This is a genomic window from Geomesophilobacter sediminis (genome assembly GCF_016458275.1).
GTDB classification, from domain to species: domain Bacteria; phylum Desulfobacterota; class Desulfuromonadia; order Geobacterales; family Geobacteraceae; genus Geomesophilobacter; species Geomesophilobacter sediminis.
The window spans coordinates 13,844-34,614 of record NZ_JAEMHM010000024.1; the positions used below are offsets into that span (position 1 = coordinate 13,844).

Genomic DNA, 20,771 nt, shown 5'->3' on the forward strand with positions numbered 1-20,771 from the left:
CCTTGTAATTTTGTCCCCGTGAAGCGATTACCTTCTCCCAGCTGACGAGGTGCGCCGCCGTGAGACGTCTTGGGGCCTTGAAAAAGATCTTCCACCCTGGGGTGCTGCCGGGGGCTGCCCTGGTCATCGCCATCCTTTGCTCGGAGTCCCTTGCCGCCAAGGTTTACCTCGACTTCGATCCTTCTCTGGGCACGGTTTATTACCGCGGGCTACCCGTAAGCCCCCCTTCGTGTACGGTTAACGGTTCCGGACCCTACACGTTCAGCATTCAGGCGAACACAGCCCTCGGTACTCTCATCACCTACGCGAACGGGCCGTTGCCCATATGGCTTCCCATTTGGGTGGTGAGCGTAGGCACCAACGGCAGCCTGAGCGTCAGGTTTTCCACCCCTCCCACCACCACCTATCCCGTCACGGTGACCTGCGACCCTGCGGTAGGATCGGTGAACGGGAGTGCCACCGTAACCGAGCAGGTGTCAGCCGGCGGGTCGAAAAAGTACGGTTTCGCTGCGACCGACCCCACCTATCGGGCTACCGGATGCTCGGTGACCCCGAGTACGGCTTTCGCTGGTTTTCAAAACCACACCTGCCTGGTGGGGCCGGTGCAAAGTGCCACCACGGTCGTCGGTACCTTTACCAAGTACTATTCCATCACCGCAACGGTCAGTACCCCCGCTTACGGCACCATTTCCCCGTCGGGACCGGGATCCTATCCGTCGACCGCTCCAGCTGTCTTCGCTCTCAAACCCAACCTCGGATACGGGGTGAAGGGTGTGCGGGTCGACAACGTTTCGGTCCCCTGGACCCAGGGCACGCCGCCCACCTATACCTTCCCCGCCCCCCTCACCAGCAATCACACGATCGAGGTCACCTTCGCTCCCGCCTACAACATATCGGCATCAGCGGGAACCGGGGGGAGCATCGATCCGATGGGAACCGTGCAGGTGATCTCGGGGCAGAGCCAGAAATTCACCATCACGCCGGGGGGCGGGTACGTCAACAGCGGGGCCACCGTGGACGGCATCCCGCGCGGTGCGATCAGCTCATACACCTTTGCCAACGTGAGCGACAACCACTGGATCAAGGCCGACTTCCTGAAATCCGGCCCGACCATGCACAGCTACTGCACCGTTCCTCCCTACGTGGCGTCGGCCAAGCCCAACGTCCTGCTGCTCCTCGACAACTCCTCCAGCATGGCGGATCTCGCCTACGCCGATCCCGATCCCGGCAGTTACTGCTACGACGACAGCTTCAGCGAGTCCGCGACGTACGTCGGGTATTTCGACCCGGTGCAGCTTTACCGCTACGACATCTCCAAAGGGGCGTTTGTCGCCGTCGATGCGGTAACCGGCTCCTGTGGGGCCGCCGCCACCTCCTACCTCTGCCTCAACCTGAGCGGCTCAATCGCGCCGAGGACGGTGGACAATTTCATTGCCCGGGGCAATTTTCTGAACTGGCTTGCCATGTCCAAGCTCGACGTCGAGAAATACGTCCTGACCGGGGGGAAGTGGGATGCGGCCACCGGGCTGCTCCAGGGCGAATCGCGCGGCTGCCAGGGAAAGCGTTTCGTCAAGGTGATCGGTGCCGTGAGCGGCATCACCTTCGCGGTGCGCGGACCCGCCGCCGCGGAAAATGACTACTCCTATGGCGGTGCCGGTGCCACCCGGATCGAGATCTACGACGGCGCCCTGAAAGCGGCCTGCCGTGCGCTTGGCGCCGACTGGTTGCGGGGAGGGAGCACGCAACTGAAAACGGACCTCGATGCCTGCTTCAACAACAGCACGGAGCTCATCCACGGGCTCTCCGTCCCCAGCAAAGGGAGCATCTACGACATCGTGATCGCGGACTGCTACAGCGCGCTCGCAACCAACACCGCCTTTCCCTTAGCGGATGTGCCTGTCCTGGAGAATGACTGTTACCAGAGGTATCAGGCGATTTACGGAAGCGACACTTCCCAGGTGTCCACCTCGCGGCTCGACGACGGGGTCTGCGGCGCCGCCATGACCCATCAATTGAGCAACGGGAACACCACCGGTTTCTTCGGCAGCTGTTACTCCAGCAATTTTTTTGACCGGCCCTGCACCGTCAGGGAAGCCGACGATTACTGCCGCGGGGTGGTCACCGGCTATGTGCAAGATCCATCCGCTGCCTTATTCATGAGCGGAACCCAGGCCAACATCCCTTCGTTCTTCGTCGATGCCGGCGTCGCGAGCCTTGGTCCCGCCTCCGGGACCTTCATGGTGCGCCTGCCGCTCCCTGCCCTGTCACGGGGGATCATCCAGGAATTCTCCGACACGATGAACCTGGGGGTGATGGTGTTCAACCACACGGGAAGCGCCTCGGAATGCAGCTCTACCGGTGGCCCGATCCCCTGCGCCACCAAGTCCTGCCGCAACCAATCCGGGGAAGGGACCCATCGCTTCTGCCTCCTCGACTCCGATTGCGTAACCGGCGAGACGTGTCTGGAGGACCCGCTTCGGGACGGGGGCCGGGTGATCTCCTACGTGGGCGAAGAGGTGGGCGACCACTCGAGCAGCGGCTTGGTGTCGGCCATCGACGGGATCACCGCCACCACCTGGACCCCGATCGCCGAGTCCTTCTACAACGCCATCGGGTATTTCGCCAACCGGACCGACCTGAGGATCCCGCAGCCCGGGACCGAGGTGGCATGGGAGGCGACCCGTCCTCCCTCCGGCTCGGACTGCCAGAAGAATCACATCCTGATCGTCACCGACGGCATGTCCACCGCGGACCAGAACCCAAGCATGGAGCAGCTCGCGTCGGTGTATGCCGCCCCCAGCGGCGGGCAAAGCGGCTATGACGCGGGCAACAGCTGTCCCGCCTATTCGGGGAGCCGCAGCCTCCGGGTCCTCGCCTGGCTGGCGAAAAATCGCAACATAAAGACCTTCAGCACCGCCTCCGCTTCCGGTGACCCCCCGAGCAAGAACAGCGAGTTCATCGCCACCCATGCCATCTTCACCGGCACGGCGACCGGCGCGCCCGGGGACTGCGATCCGGTCAACCTGCTCCAGAATTCGGTCGACCCCACCGGGCACGAGAAGGTGGTGAACGCCGCCGATCCGGCCACCCTGTACAACGCCTTCCGCAACGTCCTGACCCAGATCGCCGCCGGGAGCAAGACCGGGACCGACGCGACCGTCCTCTCTTCGGGACGCGGCAACGGTTCGGTGTTCCTGCAGGAATTCTTCTACCCGCAGGTCAGCTTCGACAACGGCGCTACCTCGGCCTCCTGGATCGGGGAGATGCAGGGGCTTTGGTATTACATCGATTCGTTCATCGGAACGGCAGGGGAGGGGAGCACGGTGCGCGACGATGCCGGCTATTCCGGCGGGATACAGCACACCCTGAACCTTGCCGCCAACCACGTGGTCCAGTATTCCTACGCACCCGGCACCAGCGCGGACCGGGTCCTGCAGGCGACCCTCTCCGGCGGCTCCGGGCCGCCCCAGACGGTGACCCCCGAGGCGGTACAGAGTCTGTGGCGCGCCGGAACCAAGCTGTGGCAGCGTGATGCCGCGGATCGCAGGATCTATACCCAGACCGACGGGAGAACGGTCACCGACTTCACCGCGCTCGACGTCACCCAGCCGGCGATCCGGGGAGTGCTGCAGGCGACGGATGAGCCGGAGGCGCGCAACATCATCTCCTACGTCCGCGGCTACGACTTTCCCCAGTACCGCAACCGGACCATCGCGTATCCCCTGCTGGGGGGCGCCGCCAAGGTCTGGAAGCTCGGCGACATCGTCTCGTCGACGCCCCGGGTGCAGTCCACCGCCCCCCTGAACAGCTACCATCTCGCCCCCTCGCGCGGCTATGCGGACCAAAGCTACGGCAACCTCTTCGGCGGCAACGGCTTCACCGATCTCCCCGATTACCTGCACCGGGGCATGGTCTACGTCGGGGCCAACGACGGGATGCTGCACGCTTTTCAACTGGGGATGCTCAACTCCTCCGGGTCCGAACCGACCAAGGCGACCCTTACCGGGGCGGACCTGGGGCGGGAGGAATGGGCCTTCATCCCCAAAAACGCCCTGCCGTACCTCAAGTACCTGGCGGACGTGCAGTACCCGCACCTGAGCTTCGTCGACGGCGGCATCACCCTGGTCGATGCCGCCATCGGAGATCCCGCCGGGAGCTGCAGCCGCTCCGCATACTGGGACTGCCCCAAGCAGACGCTGACCACCAGCGGAAACGTGCCGGCAAGTTCCAGCTGGCGCACCGTCCTCGTTGGCGGGATGGGACTGGGGGGCGCCTCGCGTCCCCTGGGGGACTCCTGCAAGGACGCCATCGCCGACAGCGGCACCTGCGTCAAGGCACCGGTTGCCGATGCCGGACTGTCCTCCTATTTCGCTCTGGACGTAACCGACCAGAGCTTCGACCCGGTCTCCGGTGCGCGATCTTCCGCGTCCCCGCCCCGGCTCCTCTGGGAACTTTCGGATCCCGATCTCGGCTTTTCCACCTCCGGGGCCGCCATCGTCCGGCTGGCGGCGCGTCGGGCCGACGGCACGCCGGATAACAGCCGCAACGGCCATTGGTATGCCGTCTTCGCCTCCGGGCCGACCGGCCCCGTCGACGGAAGCCTCTGCCAGTTCAAGGGGAGTTCCGGGCAAAACCTCAAGATCTTCGTGGTTGACCTGAACGCCGTGCCCCCCCTGGTGCGCGGGACCAACTACTGGGTCATCGACACCGGCATCGGCAACGCCTTCGGGGGAACCATCACCGGGGCCGGGATCGACGTCGACAAGTGGAACCCGTCCGCCACCGGCTACTACCAGGACGACGCCCTCTACCTCGGGTACACCAAAAACAACGACGACGGGAGTTGGGGGGGAGGGGTGCTGCGGGTCGTGACCGGGGAGGACCCCACGGACCCGTCCCGATGGAAGACCAGCATGGTCATCGACGGCATCGGGCCGGTCACCACCGCGGTGGTCAAGCTCCAGGACCGGGCCCATCAGAAGCTCTGGCTTTTCTTCGGCACCGGCCGTTACTTCTACGGCCAGGACGACATGAATTCCCAGCGGGCGATCTTCGGGGTGCGCGAGGATGCCTCCTGTTACACGGCCGACAACACCTTCAGCGCCGCCACCTGTGCCAACACCATTTCGGACTTCACGAATAGCCTCACCAACAAGACCTCGGATGGGAGCTACGACCCGAACGGGCTCCCCCTCGGTTCGCGCGGCTGGTACATCACCCTCGATCCGGCTGACGCCAATTCCGGGGCGGAACGGGTGGTGGTCGACCCCACCTCGATGACCAACGGCGCGGTTTACTTCACCACCTACCAACCCTCCACCGACCTCTGCCACCCCGAGGGGACTTCCTACCTCTGGGGGGTGCGCTACGACAGCGGGGCGAGCCTCGCCGCCCCGGGGGGGACGGTCCGGGTGAACGGCAAGGCGCTGGTGCGCCAGTCGTCCGGGGGGATGCAGGAAATCGGCCTGGGGAGCTCCTTCACCGACAAGGGGGGAAGGCGGGGAGGGGCGATCGAAGGGAGGCCCGGCGGGCTCAAGATCGTCACCAACGCCGGTCTGAAACCGGTGAAGAAGATCCTGCACATCCAGGAGCGCTGACATGGACCGGAGCGGCTTTAGCTTGATCGAGATCCTGGTCGTCCTGGCGATCACGACCCTACTGGGGAGCTTCGCCACCATAAAATACCGGGAGTACCTGCAGCGCTACAAAAGCGACCAGCAGACCCGGAGCCTGCGGGCGGAGCTGATGCGGGCCCGGATCTACGCGGTGACCCAGCAGCGGGAGGTCCTGGTGCGGTTCGCGCCGGACCATTTCCACGTCTATTCTTCCAACGTCGCCGACGACACGCCGCGCACCACGCGGCTCGCCTTTCCGGTGAGCGTAAAGCTCAGTTACGGCGCATCCCAGATCAAGTTCGACCAGCGCGGGATGGCCAACCTCAAAGGAGATATCTGCATCGAAGACCAGGGCGGGACCGGGAGCGTGGACAGCGTGATCATCTCCCCCACCCGGATCTCGATCGGCAAGCGGCAACCGGGAAAGGACTGCAATGAAGACTACATCGACCTCAAATAGTGCCGGGTTCACCCTCATCGAGGTCCTTGCCGCCGTGGTGATCATGATGATCGGCCTGTTGGGGATGCTCCAGTCGGTCAACGTCGCCATCGACCACGACCTCAAGAACAAGCTCCGCGACGAGGCCGTTTCCTTGGCCGAAGAGCAGCTGAACCACTTCCGGATGTACTCGACGAGCCTGGCTACGGGACGCTACGTTGGCGGGACGACCCGCACCATCCGGGGGATCGAAAAGCCGTTCCAGGTGACCAAGGACTGGGAGCCGATCAGCACTCCCGACGACGGCTCCGCCCGCAGGCTGACCGTCACCGTTGACTGGAGCTACAAGGGGCTGCACAGCTCCCATGCCATAAGCTCGGTGCTGCGCAGATGAACGCGCGACCGCTGGCCACGGAAAAGGGATACACCCTGGCGGAACTGCTGGTGGTGCTGGTGATCTTCGGGATCGTGCTCACCTTGACCACCGCCTCCTTCAACCGGATCGTGCTGACCTCGGGGCAGACCATCCGCTCCTCCGAGACCGAGATCGAGGGGCTGATCGGCCTGGAGGTGCTGCGGGCCGACCTGGAACTCGCCGGGTTCGGGCTTCCCTGGTCCTTCCAGAACGACATCGTCTACAGCGAGGCAGCGTCCGTTTCTGGCACCAACAAGCCACCCGATCCCGCCCCCTACAACGACGCGCCGAACCACTCCCCCAGGGCGATCGTCTCCGGTGACAATGTCGGCTTCAACCACTCCGACTACCTGGTACTGAAGGGGAGCGCCCTTGGCAGCAGCGACGCCTCCCGAAAGACCAGCTATATGACCTATGGTCCGGTGGTGCGTGCCACCAAGAACGGGGATACCGACCTGCGCCTGGGATCGTTGGACAAGGCCATCGCGCTCAATGCCACGACGCGGAGCGGGGTGGGGACCAGGGAACTGGTCATGAACGGCGCGCAGTTTTTTTTCCCCTTCGACAGCCTGGGGCACCTGGTCCAGAACTCGCCCGCCTTTTTGCCCAAGGCGCTCAACGACAACTACCTCGTCTACGGCCTCCTCGACGGCGACAGCAGCTCGGATCCGGCGGCACCGTTCAACCGTGCCGACTACTACCTTTTCCGCCCCGATGACATCAACAGCCGCTGTGCCCCCCAGACCGCCGTGCTCTACAAGGGGATCCTCAACCCGGGCGGGAGTTTCCAGACCCTGCCCCTTTTGGAGTGCGTGGCGGACCTGCAGGTGGTCTACGGCTTCACCCAGGACTCGCGCCTGAACGGAACGATCGATTTGCACGACGACAAGGTCACCGGCTTTTCCGCCGCCGCGGCTACCGCCCGGGACATCCGGGACCAGGTCCGGGAGGTCCGGGTCTACGTGCTGGCCCACGAGGGGAAGATGGACCGGGACTACGTCTACCCGAAATCGACGGTCCCGGTGGGGGAGTTCGGGCACGGAAGTCTCTTCGACCTCCCGGCGGTGATCGGCGCCAAATGCCCCGCGCGGCAGCCCGACTGCTGGAAGCACTACCGCTGGAAGGTCTACACCATCGTAGTGAACCCGAAGAACCTGAACTAGGACACGCCATGCCGCTGCCCGCACCGCTCGACAACCAAAAGGGTGCCGCCCTGATCACCGCCTTGATGCTGACCACGCTGGCTTTGGTGATCTCCACCGCGCTCATCTACTCCGTCCTCATGGGGACCCACGTCTCGGCGACCCAGAAACGCTACCGGAGCGTGCTCGCGGCGACCCAGGGGGGGGTGGAGGCGCTCGGCCAGGAGATCCTCCCCCAGCTCATGTTGAAGACCGATGCCGCGACCCTGATCGCCACCGACCTGCAGAGCCGGTTCTCCAACATCGGGCTCCAGATCGGAGCCGTCTCGGTGGACTGCCTCACCGCCAAGATGAACCTCCCCACCGGCCAGTGGAGCTCCTGCAGCCAGGCCAACCAGACCCCTTACGCCTGGGACCACCCGGACCTGGTCTTCACCCTCAAGGGGACCGACGCTAACTCCGGCTTCACCATCTCCACCAAGATCGTGGACACGGTGCCGGGGAACTCGGACCGCTACGCCATCGATCTGTTGGACCAGGGGAGCTCGGTGGCGGGGAACGAGGAGGGGGTGCACCCGGTGCACATCCCCGCTCTCTTCAGCATCTCGGTGTTCGGGCAACGGCAGGACCAAACCCGGGAAAAGGCAAGGCTTTCGGTGCTCTATTCCTATTAGGCGCAGGGCCCATTTTGGCAAAGGAAGGGGCTGTGAAATTTTTTTGCAACCCCTTTTTTTGTTGGTACCATCTAAACCTATGTCTTTAACTGTGTCATGAATTTGGCTCTGTTAGTATAAAATACCTATAACTATATATAACTGACAATAATTTCTTGACAATTCTTTCCAAATGATGCAACTCTCACCGAAAATCCGCGGAGACCAGGTGAGGAACATGACGCCATCCATCACAAACTGCGTAAAGAAGCTGCGCGAGGAGCGCCTGATCAGCAAGGCCGAGCTGGCACGGCTGGCCGGAGTGTCCCCGATCACCATCGACCGTATCGAGCGGGGCGAGGAGTGCCGGATGGAGACCAAACGCAAAATTTTACTTGCGCTGGGGTTCTCTCTTGCCGAAAAGAATCGGGTGTTCCAGGACTAGACCCCAGAACAGGACCAAACCATGCTCTTCCTGAGGAAAAAGGATGTAGTGGGGATCGACATCGGCTCGAGCGCGGTGAAGCTGGTACAGCTGCGCGAGTCGAAGGGGGGCTACCAGCTTCTCAATGTGGGAATCCTGCCGCTTCCCGGCGAGGCGATCGTCGACAACACCCTGATGGATACCCCGTCCATAGTGGCTACCGTCAAGGGGCTGGTGGAAAGCCTCGGGGTGCGCGCCAAGGACGCCGTCTGCTCCATCTCGGGCAACGCGGTCATCATCCGCAAGATCTCGCTTCCCCTGATGGGGGCCGAGGAGCTCGAGGACCAGATTCACTGGGAGGCGGAGCAGTACATCCCCTTCGACATCAACGACGTCAACGTCGACTTCGAGATCCTCTCCCCCGACGAGCAGGATCCCTCGAAGATGAACGTCCTTTTGGTGGCCAGCAAGAAGGAGATCATCAACGACTACCTCTCGGTCTTCGCCGAGGCGGGGCTGAAGCTCGTCGTGGTCGACGTCGACTCCTTCGCCGTGCAAAACGCCTTCGAAACCAATTATGAGCCGGACCCCGCCGAGGTGGTCGCGCTGGTGAACGTCGGCGCGAGCATCATGAACCTCAACATCGTGAAGGGTGGGGTCTCGCTTTTCACCCGCGACGTGCAGATGGGCGGAAACCTCTACACCGAGGAGATCCAGAAGCAGTTCGCCCTCAATCGCGAGGAGGCCGAGCACCTCAAGCTCACCGCGGCCAACTCCAACGATGAGCGCCTGGTGGGGGTCTTCCAGCGGGTGAACGACTCGCTGGCCCAGGAGATGCGCCGCTCGCTCGAGTTTTACAACTCCACCGCCGGCGAGGAGCGGATCGCCAAGGTCTACCTGAGCGGCGGGACCGCCAAGGCCGCCCTTTTGGTGGAGACCGTGCAGCAAAAACTCGCCCTCCCCGTGGAGATCCTCAACCCGTTCCACAAGGTCACCGCGAACGAGAAAGACTTCGACCCCGACTACCTCAGGGAGATCGGTCCCCTGGTGGCGGTTGCCACGGGGCTCGCGACGAGGAGGGCCGGGGACAAATGATACGCATCAACCTCTTGCCCCTGCGGGCTTCCAAGAAGAAAGAGACGGTACGGCAGCAGATCTCCATCCTGGTCCTCTCGGTGGTCGGGGTTCTGGTCGTCGCCGGCGCCCTGTACTTTCTGACCGTCACCAAGATCGCCACCGCCAAGCAGCAGATCGACAGCGACGAGAACGAACTCAAGGCGCTCAAGTCGAAGATCGGGGCGATCGACAACCTGAAGAAGCTGCAGGCCGAGGTGAAGAAGAAGCTCGACGTCCTAAACCAGCTGCGCAAGGAGAAGATCGGACCGGCCAACCGCCTGGCGGCCCTCTCCGACGCGGTTCCCGAAAAGCTGTGGCTGACCCGGTACACCGAGAACGGCCCGAACGTCACCGTTTCCGGCATGGCCTTCAGCGAGGACCTGATCGCCCAGTTCATGCGCAACCTGCAGAACTCCGGCGCCTTCAGCAACGTGGAGCTGCAGGTGTCGGAACAGGCGGAATTCGGCGGGGTCAAGGGGAAGAAGTTCGATCTTTCCTTCGTCATCGCCACGAAAAAGCCCGACACCAACGGGAAACCCGAGGGGGCCGGCAAGCCCGAGGGTAACGCCGGCAAGCCGTAACCCGAGCGAGGGATGTAATGGACCCGCAGATAGAGAAAATCCTCAAGCTCCCGACCCGGCAGAAGGTTGCCCTGCTGGTGCTGATCCTCATTCTCGAGGGGGCGCTCTTCTTTTACCTTTTCTACAAGCCGCGCATGGAAGAGCTGAGTCAGCTCAAGGGGAAGCTGGAAGACCTTGACAAGCAGATCCAGAAAAACCGGGAGATCGCCAACAACCTGCCCCGTTACAAGCGCGAGTTCGACCAGCTCAAGAAAGACCTGGACAGCGCGCTTACCGAACTTCCCAACTCCAAGGAGATCCCGTCGCTTTTGACCAGCATCTCCAGCCTCGGCAAAGGGGCGGGACTCGACTTTCTCCTTTTCAAGCCGCGTCCCGAGGAGCCCAAGGAGTTCTATGCCGCGGTACCGGTGGACATCTCCGTTTCGGGGAACTTTTACAGCGTCGCCGACTTCTTCGTCGCCGTGTCCAATCTCCCCAGGATTGTCAACATCAACAACGTGAACTTCTCCGACATCAAGAGCAGCGGGGGAAAAACCACGTTGAAGGTTACTTGCCTGGCCACGACCTTCCGCTTCCTGGATAAAAAAGAGACCAAGGATGAAAAGAAACCCGCTCCGAAATAGCACGGTCCTGCTGCTTGCTTTGGCGCTTGCCGTTGCGGCGACTGCCGGGTGCAAGAAGAAGGAGGAGCCCAAGCAGCTCACCCCGATGCCGCACCGGCCGCCCCAGGCGAGCGCGCCCCGTTCGCCTCAGCCGGCGGTCCCGCCCGTTACCGCGCCGCAAACTGCGCCCGGGGCTGCTCCAGGGGCTGCGTCCGCACCCAGCGCCGCGACCACTCCCGCACCAGCCGCCCTGCAGGGACAGGCGAGTTCCGCGGTGCGCCACCCGGTCGCGGGGACCCAGCTCAGCTTCAAAAACCGCGTCGACCCTTTCAAACCCTTCATGGTGGAACCGCCGCCGCAGGCCAAGGTGGAGCAGGCGACTCCCCAGACCGCCCCGAGAAGGGAAGGTGACCTCCTTCCGATCCAAAGCTACGACGTGAGCAAGTTCCGGGTAGTCGGGATCATCGCGGGACTCAGGGAAAACAAGGCGCTGGTGGTGGACCCGGCCGGGAAAGGGTACGTGGTCCAGGTGGGGATGCCGCTGGGGAGCAACGAAGGGCGTATCACAAGGATCAGCGCCTCGGGGGTCGAGGTCGTGGAATCGTTCAAAGAAGGAAGGGGTCACGTGAAGAAGCGAAAAATCGTGCTTACGCTGGCCAAGAAAAGGTAAGGAGCGTTTCAGATGAGAATAAGCCCGAGCAAATCCCTCCGTCAGGCCATCGCCCTGATCTTCCTGCTGGCGATCGTTCCCGGCTGCGTGAAGAGGATGTCCCCGGTCGGCGAATCCGCTCAGATGACCTCGCCCCGCGCCACCCTGCAATCCCTGCGGGTTCTCGATGAGGACACCCGCACCCGGATCGTACTGACCAGCGACAAACCGTTCACCTACACCTCCTACAAGGAGGCGGACCCGCCGCGGGTGGTGGTGGACCTTTCCCAGACCGAGCCCGGTTCGGTCGGCTCCCCGGTCCTCTCCCCCTCCGGCAACATCAAGAAGGTCGACGTCAGCCGTCAGGAAGTCGGTGGCGGGGTGTTGACCCGGGTGGAGCTCTCCCTGAACAAGGACACCGAGTTTGCGGTCAGCACCGATCCCGCGGACAAGATGGCGCTCTTCATCTCGCTGAATAAGCCGGAAGGGGAGGTGAAGACGGCCGCTCCCCAGGCATCCCCGGCACCGGCCGCGGCGGCTGCCGCACCGGCGGCGCCGGAAGCCAAGGCTGAGGTCCCCGCCGCACCGAAAGCTGCCGAGGCGCAGGCCAAGGCTGTTGAGGAGGCGAAACCGGCCGAAACGGCCGTTCCCGCGGCTGCTCCGGCGGCTGCCGAGGCGAATGCGCCCAAGGCCGAGGCGGTTGCCCAACAGCCCCAGCCGGAAGCAAAGCCGGAACCGGCGCCCAAAGCGGAGGCGAAACCCGAGCCGGAGGCAAAGCCCGAACCGGCCCAGGGACGCGCCCTCACCATGGTCACTCCGGTTTCCGACGGTGTGGAACTCACCTTTCAGGGGCACCCGGAGACTTTCAACAGCTTCAAGCTCACCAAGCCGGACCGGATCGTCCTCGATGTCTTCGGGACCCGCAACGCCGTCGGCGGCAAGGTCGTTCCCATCGGGGAGCTGGGCGTCGCCAATGCCCGCATCGGTACCACACCGGACAAGCTTAGGGTCGTGCTCGACGCCTCCCAGGAAACCCTCCCCCCGTACGACGTGGTGAAGACCGAAAACGGGTTGAAGATCCGCCTCAAAGGGGTGGGGACCAAGCCGGCACCGGTAACCCCTCCGGTTGCCGCCGCTGCCGCCCCGGCCGCCGAGGTGAGCGTATCGACCAATGCCGCGCTCCCTCCGGCCGCAGTGGCCACCGCCTCCACCCAGCCCGCTGCCGCCGAGGCGGCCCAGGCCGCCGTCTCCTCCAAGCTTGCCGCCGCTGCCGCCGCTCCCGCCGTATCGGAACCGGCTGCGGTTCCGGAACCGGCGCCCGTCAAAGAACGGGCCCGCCCCGCCTCCCGTTCCCGCGGAATGCTGGAGTCGGTCGATTTCAAGGTCGTCGACGGTTTCTCCCGCATCTTGATGAAGCTCGATCCCGAGTGCCTGCCCGGCAAGCCGGTGCACGGTCCCCAGGGGCTTTCCCTTTCGGTCCGCAACTGCCAGCTCCCCAAGAAGCTGCAGCGGGCCCTCGACACCTCCGCGTTCGGCTCCCAGGTCGTCTCGGTCACCCCTTACCAGGTGAAGACCAAGGGGGGCTACGTGGCCAAGTTCCTGGTGAAGGTGAAGGGAAATCCGCCCTCCACCTTGCGCCGCGAGGGTGACCTCCTGGTGTGGGACATCAAGAACCGCGAAGTTCCCCGCCCGATCGCGCCCCCGGTCGCCGCGCCCCGCATCGCCTCGGGCACCGTCGGCCGCGCTGCTGCCGCCAAGGCGGCCCCCGGTGCCACGGCCATTGATGAAGAGATCGTCCCGCGTCCGGAAGAGGGGATCATCGAGCTCCCTTCGTCGCAAACCCCGAAAAAGCTCTACAAGGGACGGCGGGTCACCCTCGAATTCTCCGATGCCGACGTGCGCAAGATCTTCCAACTCATCGCCGAGGTGAGTAACCTGAATTTCCTCATCTCCGACGACGTCACCGGGACCATCAGCCTGAAGCTGGTCAACGTCCCGTGGGACCAGGCGCTCGACGTCATCCTCGACGCCAAGGATCTCGGGATGCAGCGCGAGGGGAACATCGTCCAGATCAAGCCGCGCTCCCGGATGAAGAACCAGGCCGAGGAAGAGCGGGCCGCCAAGGCGGCCGCGGAGAGCGCCATGGAGCTCAAGACCATGGTCTTCGAGGTGAACTACGCCTCGGTGGGCGACGTGCAGAAGCAGTTCGAGTCGGTGAAGACCGCGCGCGGCAAGATCTCGGTCGACGAGCGGACCAGCCGGCTCATCGTGAAGGACATCCAGCCCGCCCTGGACGACATGCGTAACCTGCTCAAAAACATCGACCTCCCCGAGAAACAGGTCATGATCGAGGCGCGCATCGTCGAGGCGAGCTCGACCTTCACCCGGGATCTCGGGGTTCAGTGGGGGCTGCGCTACCGCGATGCCAACGCGCCCTTTGCCAACATCAACACCGTCGATACCGGCTTTGGCGGCGTCGTCTCCACTTCTCCTCCCGGCGCCACCGGCACCGGCGGCATCGCCCTGGGGATGTCGTTCGGCAAGCTCACCAGCAACGTGCAGCTTGACATGCGGCTTTCCGCCGCGGCGACGGTCGGGCAGGTGAAGGTCATCTCGACACCGAAGGTGGTCACCCTCAACAACAAGGCGGCGAAGATCTCCCAGGGGCAGTCGATCCCCTACCAGACCACCTCCGCCGAAGGTACCAAGACCGAATTCGTCGAGGCAGCGCTCACCCTGGAGGTCACGCCGCACATCACCTCCGATGGCGCCGTCAGCATGAAGATCAAGGCGAGCAACAACTCCCCGGGAACCGGGACCCCGCCGCCGATCAACAAGAAGGAAGCGACCACCGAGCTTCTGGTCGCCAACGGCGAGACCACCGTCATCGGCGGCATCTACCAGGACAGCGACACCGAAACCGACACCGGCGTCCCGTTCCTCATGGACATCCCGCTTCTGGGGTGGCTGTTCAAGTCCAATACCAAGATCAAGTCAAAGACCGAGCTTTTGATCTTCATCACCCCGAAGATCGTAAGCTAGTCGAGGAGCTCCCCTGTGAATATAAAAAAACTCCTGCGCGCTGCTTCCTGCCTGGCAGCTCTTGTCATGCTTGCTTCCTGCGGTGACACCAACCCCGGACCCAGCGTCGCCGTTTTCAAGACGGCCACGGTGAGCGCGTCCATCCTCACCCCGCTGGTTCCTGTCAACGTCTTACAGTCGCCGCTGCCCACCGATGTCGCACTTTCGGTGACCATCACCTCGACCCCGCTCACCAGTCCGACCTCGACTACGATTACCGCACAGCCTATCTCCATTACCGGCTACACCGTCACCTACGTGCCCCTCAACGGGGGCCCCGCCATCACCGACCCCTCCGGAGGAGGTCTGGCGCTGTTGTTGCCTGCCGGGGGGGGGACCCAGCCAGCGCAGATCTATCTTACTTCCCCGACCACAACCGCGATCGAGAAGGCCGATGCCAAGATGCAGAGTGGCACCCCCAATAGCTACAGTTACGAAGCAATCGTCACCTTCTTCGGTACCGAGTTTGGGGGAACCAACGGCAGCTTCCAGGCCCGCACCAATGTGACCTACACCAACGGTCTCTAACGTCCGCCTCTCCCGCCCGTTTCGATCGGCTGGAACCTGTTTTTTAGCTTTGCAAAGAGCTTTGCACCTGTTTCGGAGGTTTAGCATGAAAAACCGTGCAGTTGGCGTCCTCGCCGTCTTGGCGCTCCTGCTTTCTGTCTTTGCCGGTTGTACCGGCCGTCCGGACCAGGCTACCGGTTCCGGTCCCGGCAAGAGGACCTTCAAGACGATCTCCTCTGCGTTGATCGTTTCCAATGCCACGGATGATCAGCAGAATCCCCAGGTCATCTACATACCGGACAAGAAGGTGTACTTCAGCGTCTGGGAGGATTACCGTAACCGGCTCACCAGCGGGTCCGACATCTACGGGCAATTTCTCAAACCGGACGGTTCCGCGCTGGGCGCTGCCTTCCCCATCACCCAGGCACAGCAGAACCAGACGGTGCCGCAGGTCGCTTACCGGCACGATCCGGCCACGAACGGGACCGATCACAAGCTGGTGATCACCTGGCAGGACGCCCGGGGAACCAGCGCGTCGCAGGCGATCACTACCACTGCCGATCACAAGACCTTTACCGGGACCCTTACCGGCGCCGTCCTGGCCGGTCTGCAGGCTCACCCCGGCTACCTCACGGTTACCGGTGACGTTGCTGTTACCGATGACGGGGCCGGCAACCTGAGTGGCCCCAACGGGGCGACTGGTACCATCAACTACGCTACCGGTGCCCTGTCGGTAACCTTCGGCTCGGTGATGAAGTACAGCTCCCAGGTGGTCGCTTCTGTCAATTACGGATACGTCTACTTCGCGACGATCCCCAACACGAAGATCCCGGCCAGCACCGATAACAGTTACACGCCCCAGGCCCCTTCCGACGGTACCCCCATCAACTTCAACTTTCCCTCGACCCACGCCGTCGTTCCCACGTACACCACGCACGCCGGTGCCACCAAGCTGCTTGGTACCGGTGACGGTACTACCGCCACCTTCACTGGGTTCATTACCCCGGCGGTGACGTCCGGCACGGTTATCGTGACGGTCGGGCTGGGTGGGGTGACCCTGACCGACAACGGCTCCGGAGCGCTGCAGGCACCGGGCTTCGCCGGCGGGCATGGCTCCATCGACTATACGTCCGGCATTGTCTCGCTGACGTACGATGCCGCTCCGGCGAAAAACGCCCAAATCATCGCCACGTGGACCTACGTCGACACGACTTACGACTCCGCCGTGATCCCCGATCCCACCGATGGGCTGCTCTCACGCAAAGGACCCAAGGTGGTTTACGATCCGGTGCGGGATCGCTTCTGGATCGCCTGGGTAGAGTCGCGGCTGCTGCAAAACTTCTACGATGAGCTTTTCTTCCCGGGGCCGCGTAACGCGAACGGCTTCATCAGGACTTACGTCGGGGATAATACCTATCCGGCTTACGCGGTGCTGCAGGGGACCGATCTCGCCTTTACCACGAGCGAAACCGGGCTCACCGGCGCGGACATCATCCGAAACCAGCTGACCTCGACCAACCGAACCATCAGTGAGGATAAGTCCAGCACCACAATTGGTTCTGCCGAATACGAGTTTTTCATTCAGGTCACCAATATAGCCCTCGCTGCCGATTCCACCTCGCCGGAGATCCTGATGGCCTGGGACGGTATCCGGAGAAAGGCGACCTTGAGCGTCGCCTGTACCGATTCCAACAGTAACTTCAACTGTGACGCCGGCGAGCAGGTGAAGTTCACCCACAGTGAAGCCAATTACGAAAACGGCCAGTCTCACGCCTATGCCCTGTTTGAAAAGGAAGTGCCACAGGGGGTCATCTACTCCAAATACCTCGACAACGGAAACACTACGGCACAGTCAAACAACCCGTCGATCGGTTTTGACCCGATCGCCAAACGGTTCCTGACCGTGTGGGAGGACATGCGCGACGGAAAGACGCACAAGATATGGGGCCAGCTGGTGAGTTCCGGTGCCGGCCTCTACGGCAACAACATCTTCGTCGGCTACCAGGATTACAACGGAGACGGCACCCTCGACGCGAACGTGGCCGCCACTAACCAGACCAGCCCAGCGGTCAGCTATGACGCCGTCAACCAGCGCCACTTCGTCGCCTGGCAGGACGGGCGCAACAGCCAGACCTCCACGGAAAACCTCGACATCTTCGGGCAGTTCGTCGACACTGAGGGGTCGTTGCGCGGCGCAAACTACGCCATCACCGTGGCGCCGGGCAGCCAGTTGAATCCCTCGGTCGCCTACGACAACGACCTGCACCAGTTCCTCGCCATCTGGAAAGACGCGCGCAACACCGCCGTCACCGGCTCCGACCTCTACGGCCAGCTCTTCAGCCTCGGCCAGCCGCAGCTGACCGTGCTGTACCTGGACAACTCGCCGCTGATCCCGCCGGTTTTGGATTTCGGCACCGTCACGGTCGGGACCTACGCGTCCAAATCGTTCAAGATCAAGAACACCGGTGATACCACCCTTACCATCACCAACGTCTCTTCGCCGACCCTTGGCTCGTTCAGTGTCACGCCGCAAAACTCCGCAGTGCTGCCGCCGGGCGGGGAGGTCGTGTACACGGTACTTTTCCATCCGACCACTGCCGATCTCGGCAGTGCGACGAGCCTTACCTTCAACTCCAGTTTCACGGTGAGCTCCGATGCCGAGTCCACCAAGATCATCAGCCTCAATGCTGTTGCGGTTTCCGGACAGTTGACCTTGAGCTCCCAGACTGCCCCCGGGCACTCCTCCCTGGCTTTCGGCAACGTACCGGTAGGGAGCAACAGTGATCAGTTCATGACGGTGTCGAACACCGGAACCGCGCCGATCACCATCAGCAGCCTCTCCGGATTCGCGGCACCCTACAGCATCGTTTCGGGGCCGTCCCTCCCGACTACCCTCCAGCCTGGCGATTCGATGACCCTCGGGGTGCGCTTCTCCCCGACCCAGGCTGGCAGCTTCTCCGGAATCAACTCACAGATCAACATCATCACCAACAACAGTTCCTGGAATGCCGTCGTCGACCTGACCGGCACCGGCATCCAGCCCAATGCCACTGTTTCAACATCTACGCTCGATTTCGGGGCGGTGGCAATTCCTAACGGCACCAAGGATCTGACCTTCACCTTGGGCAACAGCGGAAACACGGACTTAACCGTCAACAGCTTCACCATAGGCGGATCCTCGGCATTTTCCGTCCAGGGCCCGCCGGTGCAAACGGTCACGGCGGGTGGTAAAGCCACGGTTACTGTTCGCTTTGCGCCCACCGCTCTTGCAACCTATACCGGCACCCTGACCATCCAGACCAACGGCGGCACCCAGGTCGTCAACCTCACCGGCGTCGGAGCCGGCGGCGTTCTCACCGTCTCGCCGGGCGCGTTGGACTTCGGACTGATCGCCTCCGGCAGTAGCAAGACCTTGTCGGTTACCCTCACCAACACCGGCAATTCCAAGCTGACGATCTCCAATATCTCGCTGCCGGCGGTCACCCAGTTCACCCCCGTTTTCATCGGGGCGACCCCGATTACCCTGCTGCCGAACGCAAGCCTTCAGGTGCTGGTGACCTTCGCACCCTCCGCAACCGACACCGGGACCTTCACTTCCAGCTTCAACGTGACCAGCGATGCCACCAACGGGGCCCAAACCATCAACCTCCAGGGTGCCACCACCGATTTCAAAATCAGCACCTCATCCATCGCCAACATGACCGTCAACACCCCGGTGACGGTCACCCTCGATGAGACCGGCGGCGTCGCACCGTACACCTGGTCGATAACCAGCGGCACCGTCCCTGCCGGGCTCGACGCCACCAGCAGCACCTTCTCCGGTGGCGGCACCATCTCCGGTACACCGACCGGCGCCGGCAATTACAGTTTCGTAGTCCAGGTCACCGATTCCAACGGGCTCACCGCGAAGAAGCTCTTCAATCTGAAAGTTCTCTCCCCAATGTCCTTCCAGACCACCGGACTTCCTGCCGCCGTGGTCAACACCGCCTATTCCGTCTCCCCAACCATTACCGGCGGCACCGGACCTTTCGTCTGGACGGTATCCACCGGCTCGTTGCCGCACGGCCTCACGATCGACCCGGTGACCGGTGCTATTACCGGTACCCCCGATACCCAGGGGGTCTCAAACTTCACCGTTTTGGTCACCGACCACCAGGGCCAGACCGCGTCGCAGCCGTATACCATCAACGTGACCACCTCTACTACCCCGACCATCACCACGACTGCCCCGGATGCTGCAACGGGGGGCGCAAGCTACACCTACACCCTCCAGGCCGGTGGCGGGAGCAAGCCGTATGTCTGGTCCATCGCCTCCGGTTCGCTCCCCCCGGGGCTCGCTCTTGATTCGGCTACCGGCATCATCAGCGGATCCGCCAGTGGGGCCGGTGATTACTACTTTGTCGCTCAAGTTACCGACGCCAACCACCTCACCGCTACCAAGCTGCTGGACATCTTTGTTAACACCACGACCACCAACACCGGTTCGGTCACCTTCACCGACGGGACCAACCAGGTCAATTACCTCAGCTTCGGGAGTGTCCTGACCGGCGGCTCGAAGACGATGCGTACCGTCTATCTGCACAACGGCGGCACCTCGTCCATAACCATCACCGACTACAGTTTCAGCGATCCAGGCTTCACCGCGCCCATTCCGACCCAGTACTCGCTCGGCGTCGGCGCGAACCTCCTGCTTCCGATATCGTTCTCCCCGACGGCAAACCAGGCCTACAGCGGGACGCTCACGATCAACACGCTGAGCGGGGCCAAATACACTTTCCCGGTAGTTGGGACCGGTTCCACCGCGACGGCCGCGATGTCTACCGGTTACACGGGCAGCGTCTCCTCCTCAACCATGGCCACTACCGCACCGCTCCTGAACACCTCGACCAAACCGAGCGGGTTCACCTCAACCAACGCAGTCTCCTTCCGGGTCGACAACGTAACCCCGGGCGGGACGGTCAACGTCGACATCACCTTCCAGGCTCTCCCTGCCAACCCGGTTTATTACCGCGTGGTCAACAACACCTGGACCCAGGTCACCCCGGTTTCCAGCAGCGGCAACACGGTTACCTTCGCCGTGACCGACAATGACACCTGGGATTCCGACCCGACCGCCGGATCGATCCAGGATCCGATTGTCGTGGGCACCACCTCCACCGTCACCCCCGGCAACGGTGGCACCACGACCACCACGGTTCCCTCGGCCGGCGGCAAGAGTGGCTGCTTCATCGCGACCGCGGCTTTCGGGAGCTACCTGGACCCGCACGTCAAGGTGCTGCGCGACTTCCGCGACCACGTTCTTCTGAAATCGGCTCCGGGCCGTGCCTTTGTTGCCTTCTACTACCGGAACAGCCCGCCGATCGCCGATTTCATCTACGAGCACCCCGTGCTCCGGCTCCTGACCCGCTGGGCGCTGACGCCGCTCATCGTCGCTGTGAAGTATCCGTTGGCCCTGCTTGCGCTTCCGATCTATGCCTTCCTTAGGATGAAACGGCGCGCCAGGGCAGCCGTCCGGGACCAGAGGGTGACCGCCTGAGCAGTGGTGGC

At 63.0% G+C, this 20,771-nt stretch carries 13 protein-coding genes; all 13 read left to right on the top strand.

The features are described from left to right. The first annotated feature begins 59 nt into the window (after positions 1-59). The 13 genes from JFN93_RS22240 (at position 60) to JFN93_RS22300 (ending at position 20,760) form a co-directional block, all read left to right on the top strand. Positions 60-5,597 carry a pilus assembly protein gene (locus JFN93_RS22240; protein WP_199386583.1) on the top strand — a complete coding sequence of 1,846 codons (5,538 nt, stop codon included), beginning with the start codon at positions 60-62 and terminating at the stop codon, positions 5,595-5,597. A 1-nt stretch (position 5,598) separates the two neighbouring features. Next, complete coding sequence (locus JFN93_RS22245; RefSeq protein WP_199386584.1) at positions 5,599-6,075, top strand: pilus assembly FimT family protein; 477 nt, start codon at positions 5,599-5,601, stop codon at positions 6,073-6,075. After that, entirely contained in the window at positions 6,050-6,448 is a 399-nt protein-coding gene (locus JFN93_RS22250; protein ID WP_199386585.1) for a type IV pilus modification PilV family protein, read from the top strand. Before JFN93_RS22245 ends, JFN93_RS22250 begins: the two co-directional genes overlap by 26 nt. Beyond that, positions 6,445-7,632 carry a prepilin-type N-terminal cleavage/methylation domain-containing protein gene (locus tag JFN93_RS22255; protein WP_199386586.1) on the top strand — a complete coding sequence of 396 codons (1,188 nt, stop codon included), beginning with the start codon at positions 6,445-6,447 and terminating at the stop codon, positions 7,630-7,632. The genes JFN93_RS22250 and JFN93_RS22255 overlap by 4 nt, the downstream gene beginning before the upstream one ends. A gap of 8 nt (positions 7,633-7,640) precedes the next feature. Then, positions 7,641-8,285, top strand: a complete 645-nt coding sequence (locus JFN93_RS22260) for a pilus assembly PilX N-terminal domain-containing protein (RefSeq protein ID WP_199386587.1) — start codon at positions 7,641-7,643, stop codon at positions 8,283-8,285. Between the two features lie 217 nt (positions 8,286-8,502). Next, positions 8,503-8,709, top strand: coding sequence for a helix-turn-helix transcriptional regulator (locus tag JFN93_RS22265; RefSeq protein ID WP_199386588.1), 207 nt, complete (start codon positions 8,503-8,505; stop codon positions 8,707-8,709). 21 nt (positions 8,710-8,730) lie between these two features. Further along, a complete protein-coding gene (gene pilM, locus JFN93_RS22270; protein ID WP_199386589.1) occupies positions 8,731-9,783 on the top strand; it encodes a type IV pilus biogenesis protein PilM in 1,053 nt (350 codons plus the stop codon). Further along, positions 9,780-10,385, top strand: a complete 606-nt coding sequence (locus JFN93_RS22275) for a PilN domain-containing protein (RefSeq protein ID WP_199386590.1) — start codon at positions 9,780-9,782, stop codon at positions 10,383-10,385. Before pilM ends, JFN93_RS22275 begins: the two co-directional genes overlap by 4 nt. Before the next feature lie 17 nt (positions 10,386-10,402). Further along, positions 10,403-11,008 carry a type IV pilus inner membrane component PilO gene (locus tag JFN93_RS22280; protein ID WP_199386591.1) on the top strand — a complete coding sequence of 202 codons (606 nt, stop codon included), beginning with the start codon at positions 10,403-10,405 and terminating at the stop codon, positions 11,006-11,008. Beyond that, positions 10,983-11,657, top strand: a complete 675-nt coding sequence (locus JFN93_RS22285; RefSeq protein ID WP_199386592.1) for a pilus assembly protein PilP — start codon at positions 10,983-10,985, stop codon at positions 11,655-11,657. Before JFN93_RS22280 ends, JFN93_RS22285 begins: the two co-directional genes overlap by 26 nt. A gap of 12 nt (positions 11,658-11,669) precedes the next feature. Beyond that, positions 11,670-14,678, top strand: coding sequence for a type IV pilus secretin family protein (gene pilQ, locus JFN93_RS22290; RefSeq protein ID WP_199386593.1), 3,009 nt, complete (start codon positions 11,670-11,672; stop codon positions 14,676-14,678). A 15-nt stretch (positions 14,679-14,693) separates the two neighbouring features. After that, positions 14,694-15,245, top strand: coding sequence for a hypothetical protein (locus JFN93_RS22295; protein ID WP_199386594.1), 552 nt, complete (start codon positions 14,694-14,696; stop codon positions 15,243-15,245). An 85-nt stretch (positions 15,246-15,330) separates the two neighbouring features. Next, a complete protein-coding gene (locus tag JFN93_RS22300; RefSeq protein ID WP_199386595.1) occupies positions 15,331-20,760 on the top strand; it encodes a beta strand repeat-containing protein in 5,430 nt (1,809 codons plus the stop codon). Positions 20,761-20,771 lie beyond the last annotated feature (11 nt).